This window comes from Curtobacterium sp. MCSS17_016 (genome assembly GCF_003234255.2).
GTDB classification, from domain to species: domain Bacteria; phylum Actinomycetota; class Actinomycetes; order Actinomycetales; family Microbacteriaceae; genus Curtobacterium; species Curtobacterium flaccumfaciens.
Map to the genome: position 1 here is coordinate 2,461,054 of NZ_CP126254.1, position 19,052 is coordinate 2,480,105.

The 19,052-nt window shown below is 65.7% G+C and carries 12 protein-coding genes and 3 rRNA genes; all 15 read right to left on the minus strand.

Annotation, left to right across the window (positions count from 1 at the left end):
• Positions 1-39: 39 nt before the first annotated feature.
• The 15 genes from DEJ19_RS11605 to DEJ19_RS11675 all read right to left on the minus strand — a co-directional run bounded on the left by DEJ19_RS11605 (position 40) and on the right by DEJ19_RS11675 (position 19,035).
• Positions 40-1,071 carry an NAD(P)/FAD-dependent oxidoreductase gene (locus tag DEJ19_RS11605; RefSeq protein ID WP_111096106.1) on the minus strand — a complete coding sequence of 344 codons (1,032 nt, stop codon included), beginning with the start codon at positions 1,069-1,071 and terminating at the stop codon, positions 40-42.
• Positions 1,072-1,077: 6 nt separating this feature from the next.
• Positions 1,078-2,565: a glutamate--tRNA ligase gene (gene gltX, locus DEJ19_RS11610; RefSeq protein WP_111233081.1), complete on the minus strand. Its 1,488-nt coding sequence runs from the start codon at positions 2,563-2,565 to the stop codon at positions 1,078-1,080.
• A 115-nt stretch (positions 2,566-2,680) separates the two neighbouring features.
• Positions 2,681-2,797: ribosomal RNA gene (gene rrf / locus DEJ19_RS11615) — 5S ribosomal RNA — on the minus strand.
• A 152-nt stretch (positions 2,798-2,949) separates the two neighbouring features.
• Positions 2,950-6,078, minus strand: a 23S ribosomal RNA gene (locus DEJ19_RS11620).
• A 433-nt stretch (positions 6,079-6,511) separates the two neighbouring features.
• Positions 6,512-8,033 (minus strand): 16S ribosomal RNA (locus DEJ19_RS11625).
• Together the 16S, 23S and 5S rRNA genes form the textbook arrangement of a ribosomal RNA operon.
• A gap of 519 nt (positions 8,034-8,552) precedes the next feature.
• Positions 8,553-9,323, minus strand: coding sequence for a fumarylacetoacetate hydrolase family protein (locus DEJ19_RS11630; RefSeq protein WP_027466538.1), 771 nt, complete (start codon positions 9,321-9,323; stop codon positions 8,553-8,555).
• Positions 9,324-9,353: 30 nt separating this feature from the next.
• Positions 9,354-10,463, minus strand: coding sequence for a branched-chain amino acid aminotransferase (locus tag DEJ19_RS11635; RefSeq protein ID WP_027466537.1), 1,110 nt, complete (start codon positions 10,461-10,463; stop codon positions 9,354-9,356).
• A 15-nt stretch (positions 10,464-10,478) separates the two neighbouring features.
• Positions 10,479-11,552 carry a 3-isopropylmalate dehydrogenase gene (locus tag DEJ19_RS11640; RefSeq protein ID WP_111233812.1) on the minus strand — a complete coding sequence of 358 codons (1,074 nt, stop codon included), beginning with the start codon at positions 11,550-11,552 and terminating at the stop codon, positions 10,479-10,481.
• 13 nt (positions 11,553-11,565) lie between these two features.
• Positions 11,566-13,155, minus strand: a complete 1,590-nt coding sequence (serA, locus tag DEJ19_RS11645; RefSeq protein WP_111233809.1) for a phosphoglycerate dehydrogenase — start codon at positions 13,153-13,155, stop codon at positions 11,566-11,568.
• Between the two features lie 156 nt (positions 13,156-13,311).
• Positions 13,312-13,695 (minus strand): hypothetical protein, encoded by a 384-nt coding sequence (locus DEJ19_RS11650; protein ID WP_111055293.1) that lies wholly within the window; start codon positions 13,693-13,695, stop codon positions 13,312-13,314.
• The gene (locus DEJ19_RS11655; RefSeq protein ID WP_111047588.1) at positions 13,692-14,156 is read right to left on the minus strand and encodes a hypothetical protein; all 465 of its coding nucleotides are present in this window, start codon (positions 14,154-14,156) and stop codon (positions 13,692-13,694) included. Before DEJ19_RS11655 ends, DEJ19_RS11650 begins: the two co-directional genes overlap by 4 nt.
• A gap of 59 nt (positions 14,157-14,215) precedes the next feature.
• On the minus strand, positions 14,216-15,406 hold the full coding sequence (locus DEJ19_RS11660; protein WP_071405813.1) for a mannitol-1-phosphate 5-dehydrogenase: 1,191 nt from the start codon (positions 15,404-15,406) through the stop codon (positions 14,216-14,218).
• Positions 15,407-15,616: 210 nt separating this feature from the next.
• Positions 15,617-16,642: a ketol-acid reductoisomerase gene (gene ilvC / locus DEJ19_RS11665; protein WP_111233808.1), complete on the minus strand. Its 1,026-nt coding sequence runs from the start codon at positions 16,640-16,642 to the stop codon at positions 15,617-15,619.
• A gap of 72 nt (positions 16,643-16,714) precedes the next feature.
• Complete coding sequence (ilvN, locus tag DEJ19_RS11670) at positions 16,715-17,215, minus strand: acetolactate synthase small subunit (RefSeq protein WP_017888842.1); 501 nt, start codon at positions 17,213-17,215, stop codon at positions 16,715-16,717.
• Entirely contained in the window at positions 17,212-19,035 is a 1,824-nt protein-coding gene (locus DEJ19_RS11675; RefSeq protein WP_027466529.1) for an acetolactate synthase large subunit, read from the minus strand. The genes ilvN and DEJ19_RS11675 overlap by 4 nt, the downstream gene beginning before the upstream one ends.
• Between the last annotated feature and the right edge of the window lie 17 nt (positions 19,036-19,052).

A 19,052-nucleotide genomic window follows, 5' to 3' on the forward strand; every position in this document is an offset into this window, starting at 1 on the left:
CTGTCGGCCTTCTGGCCCGGTCACCCGGGGCACGATCAACTACTGTACAGCATCCCGGAGGTCCGCAAGACCACCCACCAGGTCTCGGTGCACGGCGGCGGCGGTCGCGGCTCCGTGTCCGGCGGCGACGATGAGCTGCTCCGGCCCGGGAGGTGTGACGTCTCCCACGGCGTAGAGCCCGGGGACGGACGTCCGGCCCACCCGGTCGACCACGAGGAGTCCCTGCGTGTCGCGCTGGAGCCCGTCGAGCGCTCCGGGCGTGTCGCCGTTCGCGGCCGTGTTCCCGCTCGTTGCGCTCGGACTCGTGGTGGCGCCGGTGCCCAGCCAGTCGAGGTCGGCGTGCCACACCGGTCGGACGAACCCACCGGTCCGTGGCTCGACGTGGCCGTCGGCGAGTCGGACGCCGGTCATCCCGGTGCGATCGCCCTCGAGGTCCTCGACGACCCGCTCGTCCACGACGACCCCCGCGGCCGACAGTCGAGCGCGGCCGGCGTCGTCGAGCGGTGCCACCCCGTTCGTGTAGACGATCAGGTCGTCGGTCCATGCGGCGATGAGCAGCGCCCGGTCGACCACGTCGTCGGTCTCGCAGATGAAGGCGAGCGGCTGCCCGGCCTTGTCGTACGCATCACACTCGACACAGCTGTGCACCGCGGTGCCGTAGAACGCGCGGAGCATCGGCAGCGCCGGGAACTCCTCACGCAACCCCGTCGCCACGACGACCGTCCGGGCGCGGGCCTCGAGCTCGGTGCCGCGCCACGAGCCGTGCACCTGCCAGGTGTCGGTGTCGGGGTCCGGGGCCACCAGGTCGACGACGGACTGGACGACCGTCGCTTCCGGGTACCCCTCGACCTCGGTCCGCCCGAGCTTGCGGAGTTCGAGCGGCGAGATGCCGTCCCGCGTCAGGAACCCGTGCGACCGCAGCGTCGCGGCGTTCCGGGGGCGGTTGGCGTCGACGAGCAGCACGGTGCGCTTCGCCCGGACCAGGTTGAGCGCAGCGCTCAGCCCGGCCGGCCCGGCGCCGATGACCGCGACGTCGTGCACGACCTGGTCGGCGTGCTCCGTACTGCTCACGGTCGGTCAGCGCGCCGCGAGGGCGCGGAGCCGGGTCAGGGTGGACTCCTTGCCCAGGATCTCCATCGACTCGAACAGCGGCGGGCTGATCCGGCGTCCGGACACCGCCACGCGCAGCGGGCCGAAGGCGACGCGGGGCTTCAGGCCGAGCTCGTCGATGAGGGCCGCACGGAGCGCACCCTCGATGGCCTCGGTGGTCCAGTCCTGGACGCCCTCGAGCGCGGCGGTGCTCGCGGTCAGGACCGTCGCCGTGTCGCCCTTGAGCGAGGCCAGTGCGTCGTCCTCGACCACCAGGTCGGCGTCGGAGGTGAACAGGAAGCCGAGCATCGCCGGCGCCTCGCCGAGCAGCTGCATGCGCTCCTGCACGAGCGGGGCGGCCTTGGTCAGGACCTCGAGCTGCTCCGGGGTCGCCGGGTCGCTGATGAACTCCGACAGGTACGCCAGCAGACGCGACCGGAAGTCTTCGGGAGCGAGCAGACGGATGTGGTCCCCGTTGATCGCCTCGGCCTTCTTGTGGTCGAAACGGGCCGGGTTCGGGTTCACGTCGGTGACGTCGAACGCCGCCACCATCTCGTCGATCGAGAACACGTCGCGGTCGGGGCCGATCGACCAGCCGAGGAGCGCCAGGTAGTTGACGAGCCCCTCCGGGATCATGCCGGCGGCGCGGTGGTGGAACAGGTTCGACTCGGGGTCACGCTTCGAGAGCTTCTTGTTGCCCTCCCCCATCACGTACGGCAGGTGTCCGAACACGGGGATGGAGGGCGCGAGGCCGATCTCGTACAGCGCCTCGTACAGGGCGATCTGGCGCGGGGTCGACGACAGCAGGTCCTCGCCCCGGAGCACGTGGGTGATGCCCATCAGGGCGTCGTCGACCGGGTTGGTGAACGTGTACAGCGGCTTGCCGTTCGGGCGGACCACCACGAAGTCGGGGAACGTGCCCTGCTTGAAGGTGATCTCCCCGCGCACCAGGTCGTCGAAGCTCAGGTCACGGTCGGGGACGCGCAGGCGGAGCGCCGGCTCGCGGCCCTCGTCGCGGAACGCCTGGCGCTCGGCATCGGTCAGGTCACGCTCGTGATTGTCGTAGCCCTGCTTGGGGTCACGACCGGCCGCCTTGTTCCGGGCTTCCATCTCGTCCGGCATGACGAAGGACTCGTAGATGTGACCCGACTCCTTGAGCTTCGCGATCACGTCGTCGTAGATCGCGGTGCGCTCGGACTGCCGGTACGGTCCGTGCTCGCCGCCGGCGTCCACGCCCTCGTCCCAGTCGAGCCGCAGCCAGCGGAGCGCGTCGAGGATCTGCGCGTACGACTCCTCGCTGTCGCGGGCGGCGTCGGTGTCCTCGATGCGGAACACGAGCTTGCCGCCGGTGTGACGGGCGTAGGCCCAGTTGAAGAGCGCGGTGCGGATGAGCCCCACGTGCGGGGTCCCCGTCGGGCTCGGGCAGAAGCGGACGCGGATGTCGGAGCCGGAGGCAGTGGTGAATGGCGCAGTCATGACCCGACAACCCTACCGCGGCGTCCGTCTCTCCAACCTGCCCTGTTGACGGTCCGCAAACGCAGAAAACCCCTGACCACGAATGGTCAGGGGTTCCCTGGTTCTTCTCCGTTAAGTCCGGCGGCGTCCTACTCTCCCACAAGGTCCCCCTTGCAGTACCATCGGCGCTGAGAGGCTTAGCTTCCGGGTTCGGAATGTGACCGGGCGTTTCCCTCTCGCTATGACCACCGGAACACCTTCGACCATGATCTGGTCTCAAAGCTGTCCCAGCTGCTGCCCTCCGTGAAGAGGGCAGAGCGGTGTATTCAGTTTCGATTCCCGATCGTCTGTCGGGAACCACAAAGTGGACGCGAGCCCGTGCAACAAGTGCACGGAAATCAGTGTGTTATCAAGTCTTCGGCTTATTAGTACCGGTCAGCTCCACGGGTCGTTAGTCCCCGCTTCCACATCCGGCCTATCAACCCAGTAGTCTGCTGGGAGCCTCTCACACTCAAGGTGCATGGAAATCTCATCTCGAAGACGGCTTCCCGCTTAGATGCTTTCAGCGGTTATCCGGTCCGAACGTAGCTAATCAGCGGTGCCCTTGGCAGAACAACTGACACACCAGAGGTTCGTCCATCCCGGTCCTCTCGTACTAGGGATAGATCTTCTCAAATTTCCAACGCGCGCAGCGGATAGGGACCGAACTGTCTCACGACGTTCTAAACCCAGCTCGCGTACCGCTTTAATGGGCGAACAGCCCAACCCTTGGGACCTACTCCAGCCCCAGGATGCGACGAGCCGACATCGAGGTGCCAAACCATGCCGTCGATATGGACTCTTGGGCAAGATCAGCCTGTTATCCCCGAGGTACCTTTTATCCGTTGAGCGACAGCGCTTCCACAAGCCACTGCCGGATCACTAGTCCCGACTTTCGTCCCTGCTCGACCTGTCAGTCTCACAGTCAAGCTCCCTTGTGCACTTACACTCGCCACCTGATTGCCAACCAGGTTGAGGGAACCTTTGGGCGCCTCCGTTACTCTTTGGGAGGCAACCGCCCCAGTTAAACTACCCATCAGGCACTGTCCATGAACCCGATCAGGGTCCTACGTTAGACATCCAAAGTGACCAGAGTGGTATTTCAACAATGACTCCACGAACACTAGCGTGCCCGCTTCACAGTCTCCCACCTATCCTACACAAGCCACTCCGAACACCAATACCAAACTGTAGTAAAGGTCACGGGGTCTTTCCGTCCTGCTGCGCGTAACGAGCATCTTTACTCGTAGTGCAATTTCGCCGAGTTCGCGGTTGAGACAGCTGGGAAGTCGTTACGCCATTCGTGCAGGTCGGAACTTACCCGACAAGGAATTTCGCTACCTTAGGATGGTTATAGTTACCACCGCCGTTTACTGGGGCTTAAATTCAGAGCTTCGCCCAAAGGCTAACCCTTCCTCTTAACCTTCCAGCACCGGGCAGGCGTCAGTCCGTATACATCGTCTTGCGACTTCGCACGGACCTGTGTTTTTAGTAAACAGTCGCTTCCCACTGGTCTCTGCGGCCTTCAACGCTCACGGAGTAAATCCGGTCACGTGTCCGGCCCCCCTTCTCCCGAAGTTACGGGGGCATTTTGCCGAGTTCCTTAACCACGATTCTCTCGATCTCCTTGGTATTCTCTACCTGACCACCTGAGTCGGTTTCGGGTACGGGCGGCTGCAACCTCGCGTCGATGCTTTTCTCGGCAGCATAGGATCACTGATTTCCCCTTACGGGTACGCGTCGGATCTCAGGCATACAGACGACGGATTTGCCTATCGTCAGCCCTACATCCTTACACCAGGTTCACCTTACGGATACCATCGCCTGGCTCAGCTACCTTCCTGCGTCACACCTGTTCATACGCTAACCGCACCAGCATGGGGTCGAGCGTTAGACCGGCCACCATCACCCCGAAGGGATCCGGTTGTACCGGGTTAGGACTCTTAGCACCACTGGATTAGCTTGGGCGGTTGTTCGCCGGTACGGGAATATCAACCCGTTGTCCATCGACTACGCCTGTCGGCCTCGCCTTAGGTCCCGACTTACCCAGGGCGGATTAACCTGGCCCTGGAACCCTTGGTCTTTCGGAGGACGGGTTTCTCACCCGTCTTTCGCTACTCATGCCTGCATTCTCACTCGTGTAGCGTCCACGGCTGGATCACTCCGCCGCTTCACTCGCCACACGACGCTCTCCTACCACTCCGCACGACTGAACCACGAAGGCTTGTCTATAGTGCGAAATCTACAACTTCGGTGGTGTGCTTGAGCCCCGTTACATTGTCGGCGCGGAATCACTTGACCAGTGAGCTATTACGCACTCTTTCAAGGGTGGCTGCTTCTAAGCCAACCTCCTGGTTGTCTGTGCAACTCCACATCCTTTCCCACTTAGCACACGCTTAGGGACCTTAGTTGGTAGTCTGGGTTGTTTCCCTCTCGACGATGAAGCTTATCCCCCACCGTCTCACTGCTGCGCTCTCACTCACCGGCATTCGGAGTTTGGCTGACGTCAGTAACCTGTTGAGGCCCATCGGCCATCCAGTAGCTCTACCTCCGGCGAGAAACACGCAACGCTGCACCTAAATGCATTTCGGAGAGAACCAGCTATCACGAAGTTTGATTGGCCTTTCACCCCTATCCACAGCTCATCCCCTCCATTTTCAACTGAAGTGGGTTCGGTCCTCCACGACGTCTTACCGTCGCTTCAACCTGGCCATGGATAGATCACTTCGCTTCGGGTCTAGAACATGCGACTCAAACGCCCTATTCAGACTCGCTTTCGCTACGGCTGCCCCTCACGGGTTAACCTCGCCACATATCACTAACTCGCAGGCTCATTCTTCAAAAGGCACGCCGTCACCCCTACTAAGGAGGCTCCGACGGTTTGTAAGCAAACGGTTTCAGGTACTATTTCACTCCCCTCCCGGGGTACTTTTCACCTTTCCCTCACGGTACTTGTCCGCTATCGGTCATCTGGGAGTATTTAGGCTTATCAGGTGGTCCTGACAGATTCACACGGGATTTCTCGGGCCCCGTGCTACTTGGGATACACATCCGGCCATAACACCATTTCGTCTACGGGGCTGGCACCCACTACGGCCCGGCTTTCAAACCGGTTCGACTATGATGCGCTGTAACCGTCCCAGTCCGGCAGAACTGAGTGACGTGTCCCACAACCCCGACCATGCAACGCCCGCCGGCTATCACACATGATCGGTTTAGCCTCATCCGCTTTCGCTCGCCACTACTCACGGAATCACATGTTGTTTTCTCTTCCTGTGGGTACTGAGATGTTTCACTTCCCCACGTTCCCTCTACCCGCCCTATATATTCAGGCGGGAGTCACCAGGTCGCAAAAGCGCCTGGCGGGGTTTCCCCATTCGGAAATCCTCGGATCACAGCTCGATTATCAGCTCCCCGAGGCTTATCGCAGATTTCTACGTCCTTCATCGGCTCCAGATGCCAAGGCATCCACCGTTTGCTCTTAGAAACTTGACCACAAAGATTAAAATTGCGATCCAACGTCACACCACACCAACCCGAAGGCGGATCATGGATGACGCGAATCAAAGATGCTCGCGTCCACTGTGTAGTTCTCAACATACGATCGGCACCAGCACTCCCCCACCACAACGGTAGGTTCACCCTGGCCCGACGAAGGACCCGTAGGCCCAACCCCCACCACCACTCACGTGACAGTAGGAAGCCTGGTCCCTCAGGACCCAACAACGTGCACCAGCCGGCAGCTCCACCCACGACCCGTCCCAACCCTGCAAGCAGAGCGTACTGAGGTCGGAAGCATCACTCCCAACTGCACTGTCAATGTTCCACCCATGAGCTACCCGTCGGACACGTTCGGTCCGAAACAGGCGCCTGGACCAGCAACCAACCACCCATGATGGGCGACCAGCACTGACCAGATGCTCCTTAGAAAGGAGGTGATCCAGCCGCACCTTCCGGTACGGCTACCTTGTTACGACTTAGTCCTAATCACCGATCCCACCTTCGACGGCTCCTTCCACAAGGGTTAGGCCACCGGCTTCGGGTGTTACCGACTTTCATGACTTGACGGGCGGTGTGTACAAGGCCCGGGAACGTATTCACCGCAGCGTTGCTGATCTGCGATTACTAGCGACTCCGACTTCATGAGGTCGAGTTGCAGACCTCAATCCGAACTGAGACCGGCTTTTTGGGATTCGCTCCACCTTACGGTATCGCAGCCCTTTGTACCGGCCATTGTAGCATGCGTGAAGCCCAAGACATAAGGGGCATGATGATTTGACGTCATCCCCACCTTCCTCCGAGTTGACCCCGGCAGTCTCCTATGAGTCCCCGGCATAACCCGCTGGCAACATAGAACGAGGGTTGCGCTCGTTGCGGGACTTAACCCAACATCTCACGACACGAGCTGACGACAACCATGCACCACCTGTACACCGACCACAAGGGGGCGACCATCTCTGGCCGTTTCCGGTGTATGTCAAGCCTTGGTAAGGTTCTTCGCGTTGCATCGAATTAATCCGCATGCTCCGCCGCTTGTGCGGGCCCCCGTCAATTCCTTTGAGTTTTAGCCTTGCGGCCGTACTCCCCAGGCGGGGCGCTTAATGCGTTAGCTACGACACAGAAACCGTGGAAAGGTCCCTACATCTAGCGCCCAACGTTTACGGCATGGACTACCAGGGTATCTAATCCTGTTCGCTCCCCATGCTTTCGCTCCTCAGCGTCAGTTACGGCCCAGAGATCTGCCTTCGCCATCGGTGTTCCTCCTGATATCTGCGCATTCCACCGCTACACCAGGAATTCCAATCTCCCCTACCGCACTCTAGTCTGCCCGTACCCACTGCAAGCCCGAGGTTGAGCCTCGGGATTTCACAGCAGACGCGACAAACCGCCTACGAGCTCTTTACGCCCAATAATTCCGGACAACGCTTGCACCCTACGTATTACCGCGGCTGCTGGCACGTAGTTAGCCGGTGCTTTTTCTGCAGGTACCGTCACTTTCGCTTCTTCCCTACTAAAAGAGGTTTACAACCCGAAGGCCGTCATCCCTCACGCGGCGTTGCTGCATCAGGCTTTCGCCCATTGTGCAATATTCCCCACTGCTGCCTCCCGTAGGAGTCTGGGCCGTGTCTCAGTCCCAGTGTGGCCGGTCACCCTCTCAGGCCGGCTACCCGTCGTCGCCTTGGTGAGCCATTACCTCACCAACAAGCTGATAGGCCGCGAGTCCATCCCCAACCAAAAAATCTTTCCACCACCAGACCATGCGGCCAGTGATCATATCCAGTATTAGACGTCGTTTCCAACGCTTATCCCAGAGTCAGGGGCAGGTTACTCACGTGTTACTCACCCGTTCGCCACTAATCCACCCAGCAAGCTGGGCATCATCGTTCGACTTGCATGTGTTAAGCACGCCGCCAGCGTTCGTCCTGAGCCAGGATCAAACTCTCCGTAAAAAAATACAGACCCAACACCCGAAGGCATCAGACCGAGTTGATTCTGACTGTTGACTGTCTACTGACAATCTTCAATCCAAAAGGAATTGCTTCATGACCCAGTCAGCAAGCCGACCAGGCACGAGGTCAATCAATAAATTGGCATTGACAATGTGCACGCTGTTGAGTTCTCAAGGACCAGACGCACTCCCCGCTCGACCCACGAAAGGTTCCGCCAGAGAGGCATTCGTCTTGTACAACTCCCTGGGCGCACAACCAGAGGTCGTGTTTCCGAGGAGTTGGTTGCCTGAGCGGGACCCCGTCCGGACTGCATCTCCAGGTGTTCAACCCGGTGATCGTCTCGGCCGTTCCGTTCTCCGCCTCAGCGGCAACGAGTGATTACTTTACGCAGAGGTGAACGGCAGCGCCAAGCCGGCCCACATCCCGGGCGTGTCGCCCTCTGCGCCGGGGTTGGGTACTCCCCGGCAACGACGAACGGCCCGCTCCCCACCTGGGGGAACGGGCCGTTCGGGAGCGCTGTCAGTGCCGCGCGATGACCGGGTTCTTGAGCGAACCGATGCCGGAGATGGTGACCTCGACGATCTCGCCGTCGCGGATCTGCCCGACACCGGCCGGAGTCCCGGTCAGGATGACGTCACCGGGCAGGAGGGTCCAGATGGAGGACACGAACTCGACGAGCGACGGGATGTCGTGCACCATCTCGTTCGTCGAGGCCGCCTGCCGGAGGTCACCGTCGACGCGGGTCTCGATGCGGATGTCCGACGGGTCGATCTCGGTCTCGATCACGGGGCCGAGCGGGCAGAACGTGTCGAAGCCCTTCGCCCGGGTCCACTGACCGTCGCGCGCCTGCAGGTCACGGGCGGTCACGTCGTTGGCGATCGTGTAGCCGAGGATGACGCTCGCGAAGTCTTCACGTCGGACGTTCTTCGCGAGTGAGCCGATCACGATGGCGAGTTCGCCCTCGTGGTCGACGCGTCCGATGTCGGCGGGGAGGCGGATGGGCTCGTCCGGACCGATCACCGAGGTGTTCGGCTTGAGGAACACCACCGGGTCGTCGCCGGCACGCTCGTCCATCTCGGAGGCGTGCTCCGAGTAGTTGAGCCCGACGCCGATGACCTTCGACCGCGGGATGACGGGTGCGAGGAGCTTGGCGTCGGCCAGTGCCACGCGCTCCCCCGTGGTCTCGAACCCCTGGTACATCGGGTCTCCCGCGAGCACCACCAGAGCGCGCTCGTCGAGGATGCCGTACCGGGGGTCTTCACCCTTGCTGCTGAACCGTGCGATCTTCACCGTTCGACCCTACCCACGCCCGCCGGTCGATCAGGACGCGTCGGTCAGCTTGGTCATCCACCCGTGCGGGTCGGGACGACGACCGTACTGGATGTCGGTGAGTTCGTCGCGCAGGGACATCGTGAGTTCCCCCGCCCCGACGGTCGGCGAACCGATCGTGAAGCCGTCACCCCGGAGTTCGGCAATCGGGGTCACGACGGCGGCGGTCCCGCACGCGAACGCCTCGGTGATCGAGCCGTCGGCGACGCCGTCACGCCACTCGTCGAGGGTCACGCGGCGCTTCTCGACGGTCAGGCCGCGGTCCTCGGCCAACTGCAGGATCGAGTCACGCGTGATCCCCTCGAGGATGGAGTCGGAGTCGGGCGTGACGAGGGTGCCGTCGGACTTGACCAGGACGACGTTCATCCCGCCGAGCTCTTCGAGGTACTTGCCCTCCACCGAGTCGAGGAACATCACCTGCTGGCAGCCGTGCTCGTAGGCCTCTTGCTGGGGCAGCAGCGACGAGGCGTAGTTGCCGCCGGTCTTCGCCGCACCGGTCCCGCCCTTGCCGGCGCGCGCGTACTGCGTCGACAGCCAGATCGACACCGGCTTCGGGCCCGAGGTGAAGTACGCACCGGCGGGGCTCGCGATGCAGTGGTACGCGACGGCCTGTGCCGCGCGGACCCCGAGGAACGACTCCGTCGCGATCATGAACGGCCGCAGGTACAGGCTCGTCTCGGGCGCCGAGGGCACCCAGTCGACGTCGGTCTGCACGAGCTGCCGGATCGACTCGACGAACGCCTCGACCGGGAGCTCCGGGAGCGCCAGGCGTCGGGCGGACCGCTGGAAGCGTCGGGCGTTGGCGTCCGGTCGGAACGACCACACCGAGCCGTCGGCGTGCCGGTAGGCCTTGAGCCCCTCGAAGATCTCCTGGGCGTAGTGCAGGACGCTCGCGCTCGGGTCGAGGGACAGCGGCCCGTACGGGTGGATCGACGCACTGTGCCAGCCGTCGTCGAGCGTCCACTCGACCGTCGCCATGTGGTCGGTGAAGTGCTTGCCGAAGCCCGGGTCGGCGAGGATCTGCTCACGCTCGGCAGCCGCGCGGCGGTCGGCGGACGGGGTGCTGGCGAACTCGAGTCCGAAGGCGGTGTCGGTGCTCATGGGGAGGACTCCTTCTCAGGCGGTGGTGGTGCGTGCCGTGGCCGCGGCGGCGATCGCGTCGCCGATCTCGGCCGTGCGACGCGGCGTGGTGCCCCGGTCGGCGAGGTCGGACTCCACCGCAGCCGTCACCGCGGCCGCCAGGTCACCGCGACCGAGGTGGTCGAGCAACAGGGCGACGGAACGGATCGCGGCGGTGGGGTCGGCCAGCTGCCGACCTGCGATGTCCGGCGCGGAACCGTGGACCGGCTCGAACATGCTGGGGAAGGTGCCGTCCGGGTTGATGTTGCCCGAGGCCGCCAGACCGATGCCGCCGCTGATCGCGCCGGCCAGGTCGGTGATGATGTCGCCGAACAGGTTGTCGGTGACGATGACGTCGAACCGTGCGGGGTCGCGGACCATGTGGATGGTGACCGCGTCCACGTGCTGGTAGTCGACCGTGACGTCCGGGTACTCGGCGCCGACGGCCGCGACGGTGCGCTGCCAGAGGGCTCCGGCGTGCACCAGGACGTTGCTCTTGTGCACGAGGGTCAGGTGGCGACGCGGGCGTCGGTCGGCCAGCGCGAAGGCGTACCGCACGACCCGTTCGACACCGAAGGCGGTGTTCAACGAGACCTCGGTCGCGATCTCGTGCGGGGTACCGGTCCGGATGGCGCCGCCGTTGCCGACGTAGGGCCCCTCGGTGCCTTCGCGGACGACCACGAAGTCGACCTCGCCGGGGTCGGCGAGCGGCGTCGGGACGGCCGGGTGCACCGTCGTCGGCCGGAGGTTCACGTAGTGGTCGAACGCGAAGCGGAGCTTGAGGAGCAGCCCGCGCTCGATGATGCCGCCGGCGAGCCGCGGGTCACGCGGGTCACCGCCGACCGCTCCGAGCAGGATCGCGTCGTGCTGCGCGATCGCTGCCATGTCGTCGTCGGTCAGGACGTCGCCGGTCTCCAGGTACCGTGCGGCACCGAGGGAGAACGGGGTCTCCTGCACCACGAGGTCGTCCGGCAGGACCGCGTGCAGGACCTTCAGGGCCTCGTCGACGACCTCGGGGCCGATTCCGTCACCACGGATGACCGCGAGTCGGATCGTCTGCGCGCTGCTCATGTCCGCCACTCCCCTAGAGCGTGATGTCGATCTCGCGGAGCGAGGACGCGTCGATCGCCGAGCGGACGTGCTCGAGGATCTCGGCCGGCACCGGCGAGTCGACGGTCAGGACGCTCAGCGCCTGGCCTCCGGCGGCTTCGCGCGAGATCTGCATCGCGGCGATGTTGATGCCGGCCTGGCCGAACTCCTTGCCGTAGACCGCGACGATGCCCGGTCGGTCGGTGTACTCCATCACGACGTGGTGCCGGTCGAGCGGCACCTCGACGTCGTGCCCGTTGATCTCGACGAGCTTCTCGACCTGCTTCGGGCCGGTGAGCGTGCCGGACACGCTGATGGCCGGGCCGTCCGACTGGGCACCGCGGATCGTCAGCACGTTGCGGTACTCGGGGCTGTCGGTCTCGGTGATGAGGCGGACGGTGACCCCGCGCTGCTCGGCGATGAGCGGGGCGTTGACGTAGGAGACCTGGTCGCTCACGACGTCGGTGAAGACGCCCTTGAGCGCCGCGAGCTTCAGCACGCTGACGTCGTACTCGGCGAGCTCGCCGTGCACCTCGACGTCGATGCTCGTGACCGGCGAGGTCGCGAGGGCGGTGAAGACCTGGCCGAGCTTCTCGACGAGCGGGATGCCGGGGCGCACGTACGGGTCGATGACCCCGCCCGCGACGTTGACCGCGTCGGGCACGAGCTCGCCGCCGAGGGCGAGACGGACCGACTTGGCGACCGAGACGCCTGCCTTCTCTTGCGCTTCGTCGGTGGAGGCGCCGAGGTGCGGCGTCACGACGACGTTCGGGAGTGCCAGGAGCGGCGAGTCCTTCGGGGGCTCGGCGACGAAGACGTCGAGGCCGGCGCCGGCGATGGTGTTCGACGTGAGGGCCCGGTGCAGGGCGTCCTCGTCGATCAGGCCACCGCGGGCCACGTTCACGACGAACGCGGTCGGCTTCATCAGGGCGAACTGGGCGTCCGAGATCATGCCGAGGGTCTCCGGTGTCCTCGGCATGTGGATCGTGGTGAAGTCCGCCCGACGCAGCAGGTCCTCGAGGGAGACGAGCTCGACCCCGAGCTGCTGCGCACGTGCCGTGGTGACGTACGGGTCGTACGCGATGACCGTCACGCCGAAGGCCTGCAGCCGCTGGGTGATGAGCGCGCCGATGCGGCCGAGGCCGATGATGCCGACGGTCTTCTCGTAGAGCTCGACACCGGTGTACGACGAGCGCTTCCACGCACCGGCGGCCAGCGAGGCGTGGGCGGCCGGGATGTGCCGTGCGAGCGACAGGATGTGCCCCACCGTGAGCTCCGCCGCCGAGATGATGTTCGAGGTCGGGGCGTTCACCACCATCACGCCGGCGGTCGTCGCGGCCTTGATGTCGACGTTGTCGAGGCCGACGCCGGCACGGGCGACGACCTTGAGGACCGATGCCGCGGCGATCGCCTCGGCGTCGATCTTGGTGGCGGACCGCACGAGGACGGCGTGCGCGTCGGACAGCGCCGCCAGGAGCGCCGGACGGTCGGTGCCGTCCACGTTCCGGATCTCGAAGTCGGGCCCGAGGGCGTCGACCGTTGCGGGCGAGAGTTCTTCGGCGATCAGGACGACCGGCTTCGACACAGCAGCTGTTTCCTCACTCGAGACGGTTGGTATCCCACCATGCTATCGACGCGGGCCGGTGGTTACGACCGCGGGAGCGGTCCTGTGGAGAACCACACGAGGGCAGGAGGCGCGGGGCGGGGCCGCACCGTGCCTCCTGGCCGTCGACGGGTCGCGTCAGAAGTCCAGCAGCGTCGGGACGAACAGCTGGAGGTCGAGCCAGAGGGCGCCGGCGCCCGCGAAGGCGACCACGAACACCGCGATCGTGACGGGCAGGCTCGAACGCCGGGTGATGACGATCGCCGCGACGAACGCGACCGGCGCGATGAGGATGTCGAGCACGAGCCACAGCCACGGGGTGCTGGTCTGCAGCGAGTCGCCGCCCGAGGTCGTCTGGAGGAACGCGTTGAAGGCGTCCACCCGCTGGTTGATCTGCGTCAGGTTGCCGACGGCCTGCACCGTCATGTACGCGAACAGCGCCGCGAACACGACCCAGACCACGATCTTCGCGACCACGGGGGCGCTGTTCCGGCGGGTCGTCGCCGGCACTGCCCCGGTCACCCGAAGCTCCGCGTCAGGAGGAACGGCCAGGGGAAGAGCACGACGGCGCCGAGGAGCATCCAGAGCAGGCGGGTTCGCGTGCGGCTGCTGCGCGCCGCCCAGAGCACCACCGTGAACCAGAGTGCCGGCGCGAGGATCGCGAGGAAGCGGAGCACCTCGACGAAGAGCGTGAGGACCGTGTCGACGCCGGAGACGTACGCGGTCGACGCGGTGAGGAGCCAGGCCACCGTGTAGAGGAGGTAGAGGCCCCCGAAGACGCCGAACCCGACGAGCGCGCCGGAGGTCTCGGGCGCCTCGGGGTCCCGCTCGCCGCGCTCGCGCACCGCCACCGGGTTGTGCGCCGCGTCGACGTGGGTGGCGTCGTCGGCGTCACCCCAGCTGAGGGCGGCGTCGTCGGTGTCGACGGCGTTCGGCACGTCCGGGTCGATCGACCCGTCTGGTGGGGATGCTGCCGTGGTCATGCCCCGATTCTACGAGGGACACGACACCGGGAGGACCAGCGACGGCCGGGAGGCCGACGTCAGACGTCGGCCGGCTGCGTCGCGAGGACCTCGGCGACGACGTCGCGGACGGCCGGGAAGAGCGGGTGGCTCTCCATCAGGCCCGTGAGGATCTCGGTCAGCGCGTGCGCGGTCGCCCCGGAACGCAGGAGTGCGTGCAGCTCGATCGACTCCGGGTCGTTCTCGTCGTCGAAGGCGAGCGCCACGCGGACGGCACCCAGAAGGTGCTCGACGGGCAGGCCGCGCTCGGCGAGCTGCGACGCCGGGCCGACGAAGCGTTCACGACGGCCGAGCTTGCGGAGCGGGTTGCGTCCGACGCGCGCGGTGGAGTCCGGCAGGTGCGGGTTCGCGATGCGGGAGAGGTTCGCGGCGACGTAGCGCGCGTGGTCCTCGGGGTCGAAGCCGTGCTTCGCGATCAGCAGCGCGGTGGTCTCGGCGAGCACCCCGTCGACCTCGGCGCGGACGGCGTCGTCCTCGAGTGCTTCGCGGATGAGCCGGATGCCCCGCACGTAGCCGTGGTAGGCGGCGGTGGCGTGCGCCGTGTTGACCGTGTAGAGCTTGCGCTCGACGAACGGCTGCAGGTCGTCGACCCAGGTGACGCCCTCGATCGTCGGCGGTTCGGCGTCGGAGCCCAGGAACGGGGTGCGCTCGATGACCCACTCGTAGAACGGTTCGAGCACGACGTCGAGGCCGCCGGACTGACCGAGCACACCGGACTGGTCCGGGACGATGCGGTCGATCGCGCAGTTCGCGAAGACGGCGGCGATGTCGCGGTCTTCGAGGATGGGGGCTCGGCGGATGCTGGCGTGCAGCGAGTCGGTCGCGTTGAACGCGTTCTCGCAGGCGACGATCGTGACGTCACCGCGCTCGAGCGGGCGTGCCGCGAGGCCTTCGGCGATGAGCGGCGCGACGAGCGGGAGCGTGCGTGCGCCCACGGCGGTGGTCACCACGTCGGCCTCGGCGATGGCCTGCACCACACGCTCGCGGTCGGTCTTGCTGCTGAGCGCCCGGAACCCGTAGACGAGGTGCTCGACCGGCATCTCGCCGACCTCGTGCACCACGAACCGGCCGGCTTCGTTCAGGGCCGAGACCACGCGTTCGTCGACGTCGACGAAAGTGAGCTCGTAGCCGCTCGCCACGAGGAACTGGCCCACGAACCCACGCCCGATCTTGCCGGCGCCGATGTGGACCGCTCGCTTCGTCACCGCCATCGAACGATCATCCCATGCTGGTCGGGGCGGTCCTGACCGCGGGTGCGCAGCACGGCCGACGGGTGTCGGGAATCGTCCGCGCGCACGGCGGAGGGACGCCGGTCCGCGGCGTCGGGGCTGGAGAAGAGCTGCTGCATAACGTTCGGGTCACATCGCGAGGCGGCGGTGCAGGTGCACCGCCGCCTCGCAGGTCGAGTGGTTCTCGGAAGACTACCGCGCGGCCGAGCCGTCCACGTAGTCGCCGTCGTTCTGCTTCCACGCGAAGAGCGCGCGGAGCTCGCGGCCGGTGGCCTCGATCGGGTGGCCCTCGCCCTTGGCACGGAGCGCCCTGAACTCCGGTGCGCCGGCGTCCTGGTCCTCGATGAAGCGCTTCGCGAAGGCACCGTCCTGGATGTCCGCGAGCACCGCCTTCATGTTCTCCTTGACGTCCGGCGAGATCACGCGCGGGCCGGAGACGTAGTCACCGAACTCGGCCGTGTCGGAGATCGACCAGCGCTGCTTGGTGAGGCCGCCCTCCCAGATGAGGTCGACGATGAGCTTGAGCTCGTGCAGGACCTCGAAGTAGGCGATCTGCGGCTGGTAGCCCGCCTCGACCAGGGTCTCGAAGCCGTACTGGATGAGCTGCGAGGTGCCACCGCAGAGGACGGCCTGCTCGCCGAACAGGTCGGTCTCGGTCTCCTCGGTGAAGGTCGTCTTGATGCCGCCGGAGCGGAGGCCACCGATCGCCTTGGAGTACGACCACGCGAGGTCCCAGGCGGAACCGGACGCGTCGACCTCGACGGCGACGATCACGGGGACGCCACGGCCGGCTTCGTACTCGCGACGGACGGTGTGACCCGGGCCCTTCGGCGCGACGAGCGACACGTCGACACCCTCGGGCGCCTCGATGTAGCCGAAGCGGATGTTGAAGCCGTGGCCGAAGACGAGCGTCGCGCCCGGCTTGAGGTTCGGGCGGATGTCCTCGGCGTAGACGATGCGCTGGACCTGGTCCGGCGCGAGGATGACGACGACGTCGGCCCAGGCGGTGGCGTCGCCCGGCGTGTGGACCTCGAAGCCCGCCTCTTCGGCCTTCTGCCGGCTCTTCGAGCCCTCCTGCAGGCCGATCTTCACCTCGACACCCGAGTCACGGAGGTTGAGGGCGTGGGCGTGGCCCTGCGAGCCGTAGCCGATGACGGCGACCTTCTTGCCCTGGATGAGCGTCAGGTCGGCGTCGGCGTCGTACACGATGTCAGTCACGAGGGTGTGTCTCCTTGGTTCTGTGGTCGGTGCCGGGCACCATCGGCGCCCGGGGAAGGGTGTGACGGGCGCTCAGCGCACCCGGTCGGTGATGCTCTTCGGTCCGCGGCCCATGCCGAGGAGGCCCGCGCGGGCGAGCTCCTTGACGCCGTAGGGCTCGAGCACGCGGAGGATCGCCTGGATCTTGCCGGGGTCGCCGGTCACCTCGACGATCAGGGAGTCGGTCGCCACGTCGACGACCTGGGCACGGAACAGGTTCACTGCTTCGAGCACCGCCGAGCGCGTCTGGTTGTCGACGCGCACCTTCACGAGCATGTGCTCGCGCTGGACCGACTGCGAGAAGTCCAGTTCGACGATCTTGATGACGTTCACCAGCTTGTTGAGCTGCTTCGTCACCTGTTCCAGCGGGAGGTCCTCGACGTCGACGACGACCGTGATCCGGCTGAGGCCGTCCACCTCGGTGTTGCCGACGGCGAGCGACTCGATGTTGAACCCGCGGCGGGCGAAGAGTCCGGCGACACGGGTCAGCAGACCGGGCTTGTCCTCCACGAGGAGGGAGAGGACGTGGCTCATGCGGTTTCTCCCGTCATGTCGGCGTCCTCGTCGTCCCAGGTGGGCGCGAGTGCCTGGGCGTACTCGATGGACGAGTTGCTGACGCCCTGCGGGACCATCGGCCACACCATCGAGTCACGGCTCACGACGAAGTCGATCACCACCGGGCGGTCGTTGGTCGCGAGGGCGAGCTCGATCGCGGCGTCGACCTCGTCGGCCTTCTCGACCCGGATGCCGAGGGCACCGTAGGCGTCGGCCAGCTTCACGAAGTCCGGCACACGGCGCGAGGCGTGCCCCGTCTCGAGGTCGGTGAAGGAGTGCCGGCCGTCGTAGAACAGCGTCTGCCACTGCCGGACCATGCCGAGCGACGAGTTGTTGATGATCGCGACCTTGATCGGGATGTCGTTGATGACGCAGGTCGCGAGTTCCTGGTTCGTCATCTGGAAGCAGCCGTCGCCGTCGATCGCCCAGACCACGCGGTCCGGCTGTGCGACCTTCGCACCCATCGCCGCGGGGACGGAGTAGCCCATCGTTCCGGCACCACCGGAGTTGAGCCAGGCGTTGGGCCGCTCGTACTTGATGAACTGCGCGGACCACATCTGGTGCTGGCCGACACCGGAGGCGTAGACGGCCTCGGGACCGGAGAGCTCACCGATGCGCTTGATGATGCCCTGCGGCGCGAGGAGCCCGTCGGTCGGCTCGGCGTACCCGAGCGGGAAGTCGGTCTTGAGCTGGTGGAGCTTCGCCCACCACTCGTCGGTCGACGCGCGGTCCTCGACGGCGATGCCGCCCCAGGCGTCGAGCAGGTCGACCAGGACCTCGCGGGCGTCACCGACGATCGGGACGTCGGCGAAGCGGATCTTCGAGATCTCGGCCGGGTCGATGTCGACGTGCACGACCTTGGCGTCCGGCGCGAACTCGTCTGCCTTGCCCGTCACGCGGTCGTCGAAGCGGGCACCGAGGGCGACGATGAGGTCGCTGTCCTGCAGGCCGAGCACCGCGGGCACCGTGCCGTGCATGCCGGGCATGCCGAGGTGCTGCGGGTGCGAGTCCGGGAACGCGCCGCGCGCCATCAGGGTCGTGACCACCGGCGCACCGGTCGCCTCGGCGAAGCGGAGGAGCTCGGCGGTCGCGCGGGAGCGGATGACCCCGCCGCCGACGTAGAGCACCGGGCGCTTCGACTCGGACAGCAGCTGCGCGGCCGCGGTGATCTGCTTGCCGTGCGCCTTGGTCACCGGGCGGTAGCCGGGCAGGTCGATCTTGGGCGGCCACACGTAGGGCGCCGACTTCTGCTGGGCGTCCTTCGTGATGTCGACCAGCACGGGGCCGGGCCGACCGGTCGTCGCGATGAGGTGCGCCGCGGCGAGGGTCGCCGGCACGTCGGCCGGGTCGGTGACCAGGAACGAGTGCTTCGTGATGGGCATCGTGATGCCGACGATGTCGGCTTCCTGGAACGCGTCGGTGCCCATCAGCGTCGAGAACACCTGACCGGTGATCGCGATGAACGGCACCGAGTCCATGTAGGCGTCGGCGATGGCCGTGACGAGGTTCGTCGCACCGGGGCCGGACGTCGCGATGGCGACGCCGACCTTGCCGGACGACGAGGCGTAGCCCTCGGCGGCGTGGCCGGCGCCCTGCTCGTGACGGACGAGGATGTGGCGGATCGTGGTCGACGCCATCAGCTCGTCGTAGAACGGGATGATCGCGCCGCCGGGCAGGCCGAAGACGTCGGTGATCCCGAGGTGCTCGAGCGTCCGGAGGACGGCTCCCGAGCCGGTGAGGATCTCCGGCGACCGGCGTGCACCGGCGGCCGCGGACAACGGAGTTGCTTCCGTGGGCATGAGTGGTCCTTGCCTGA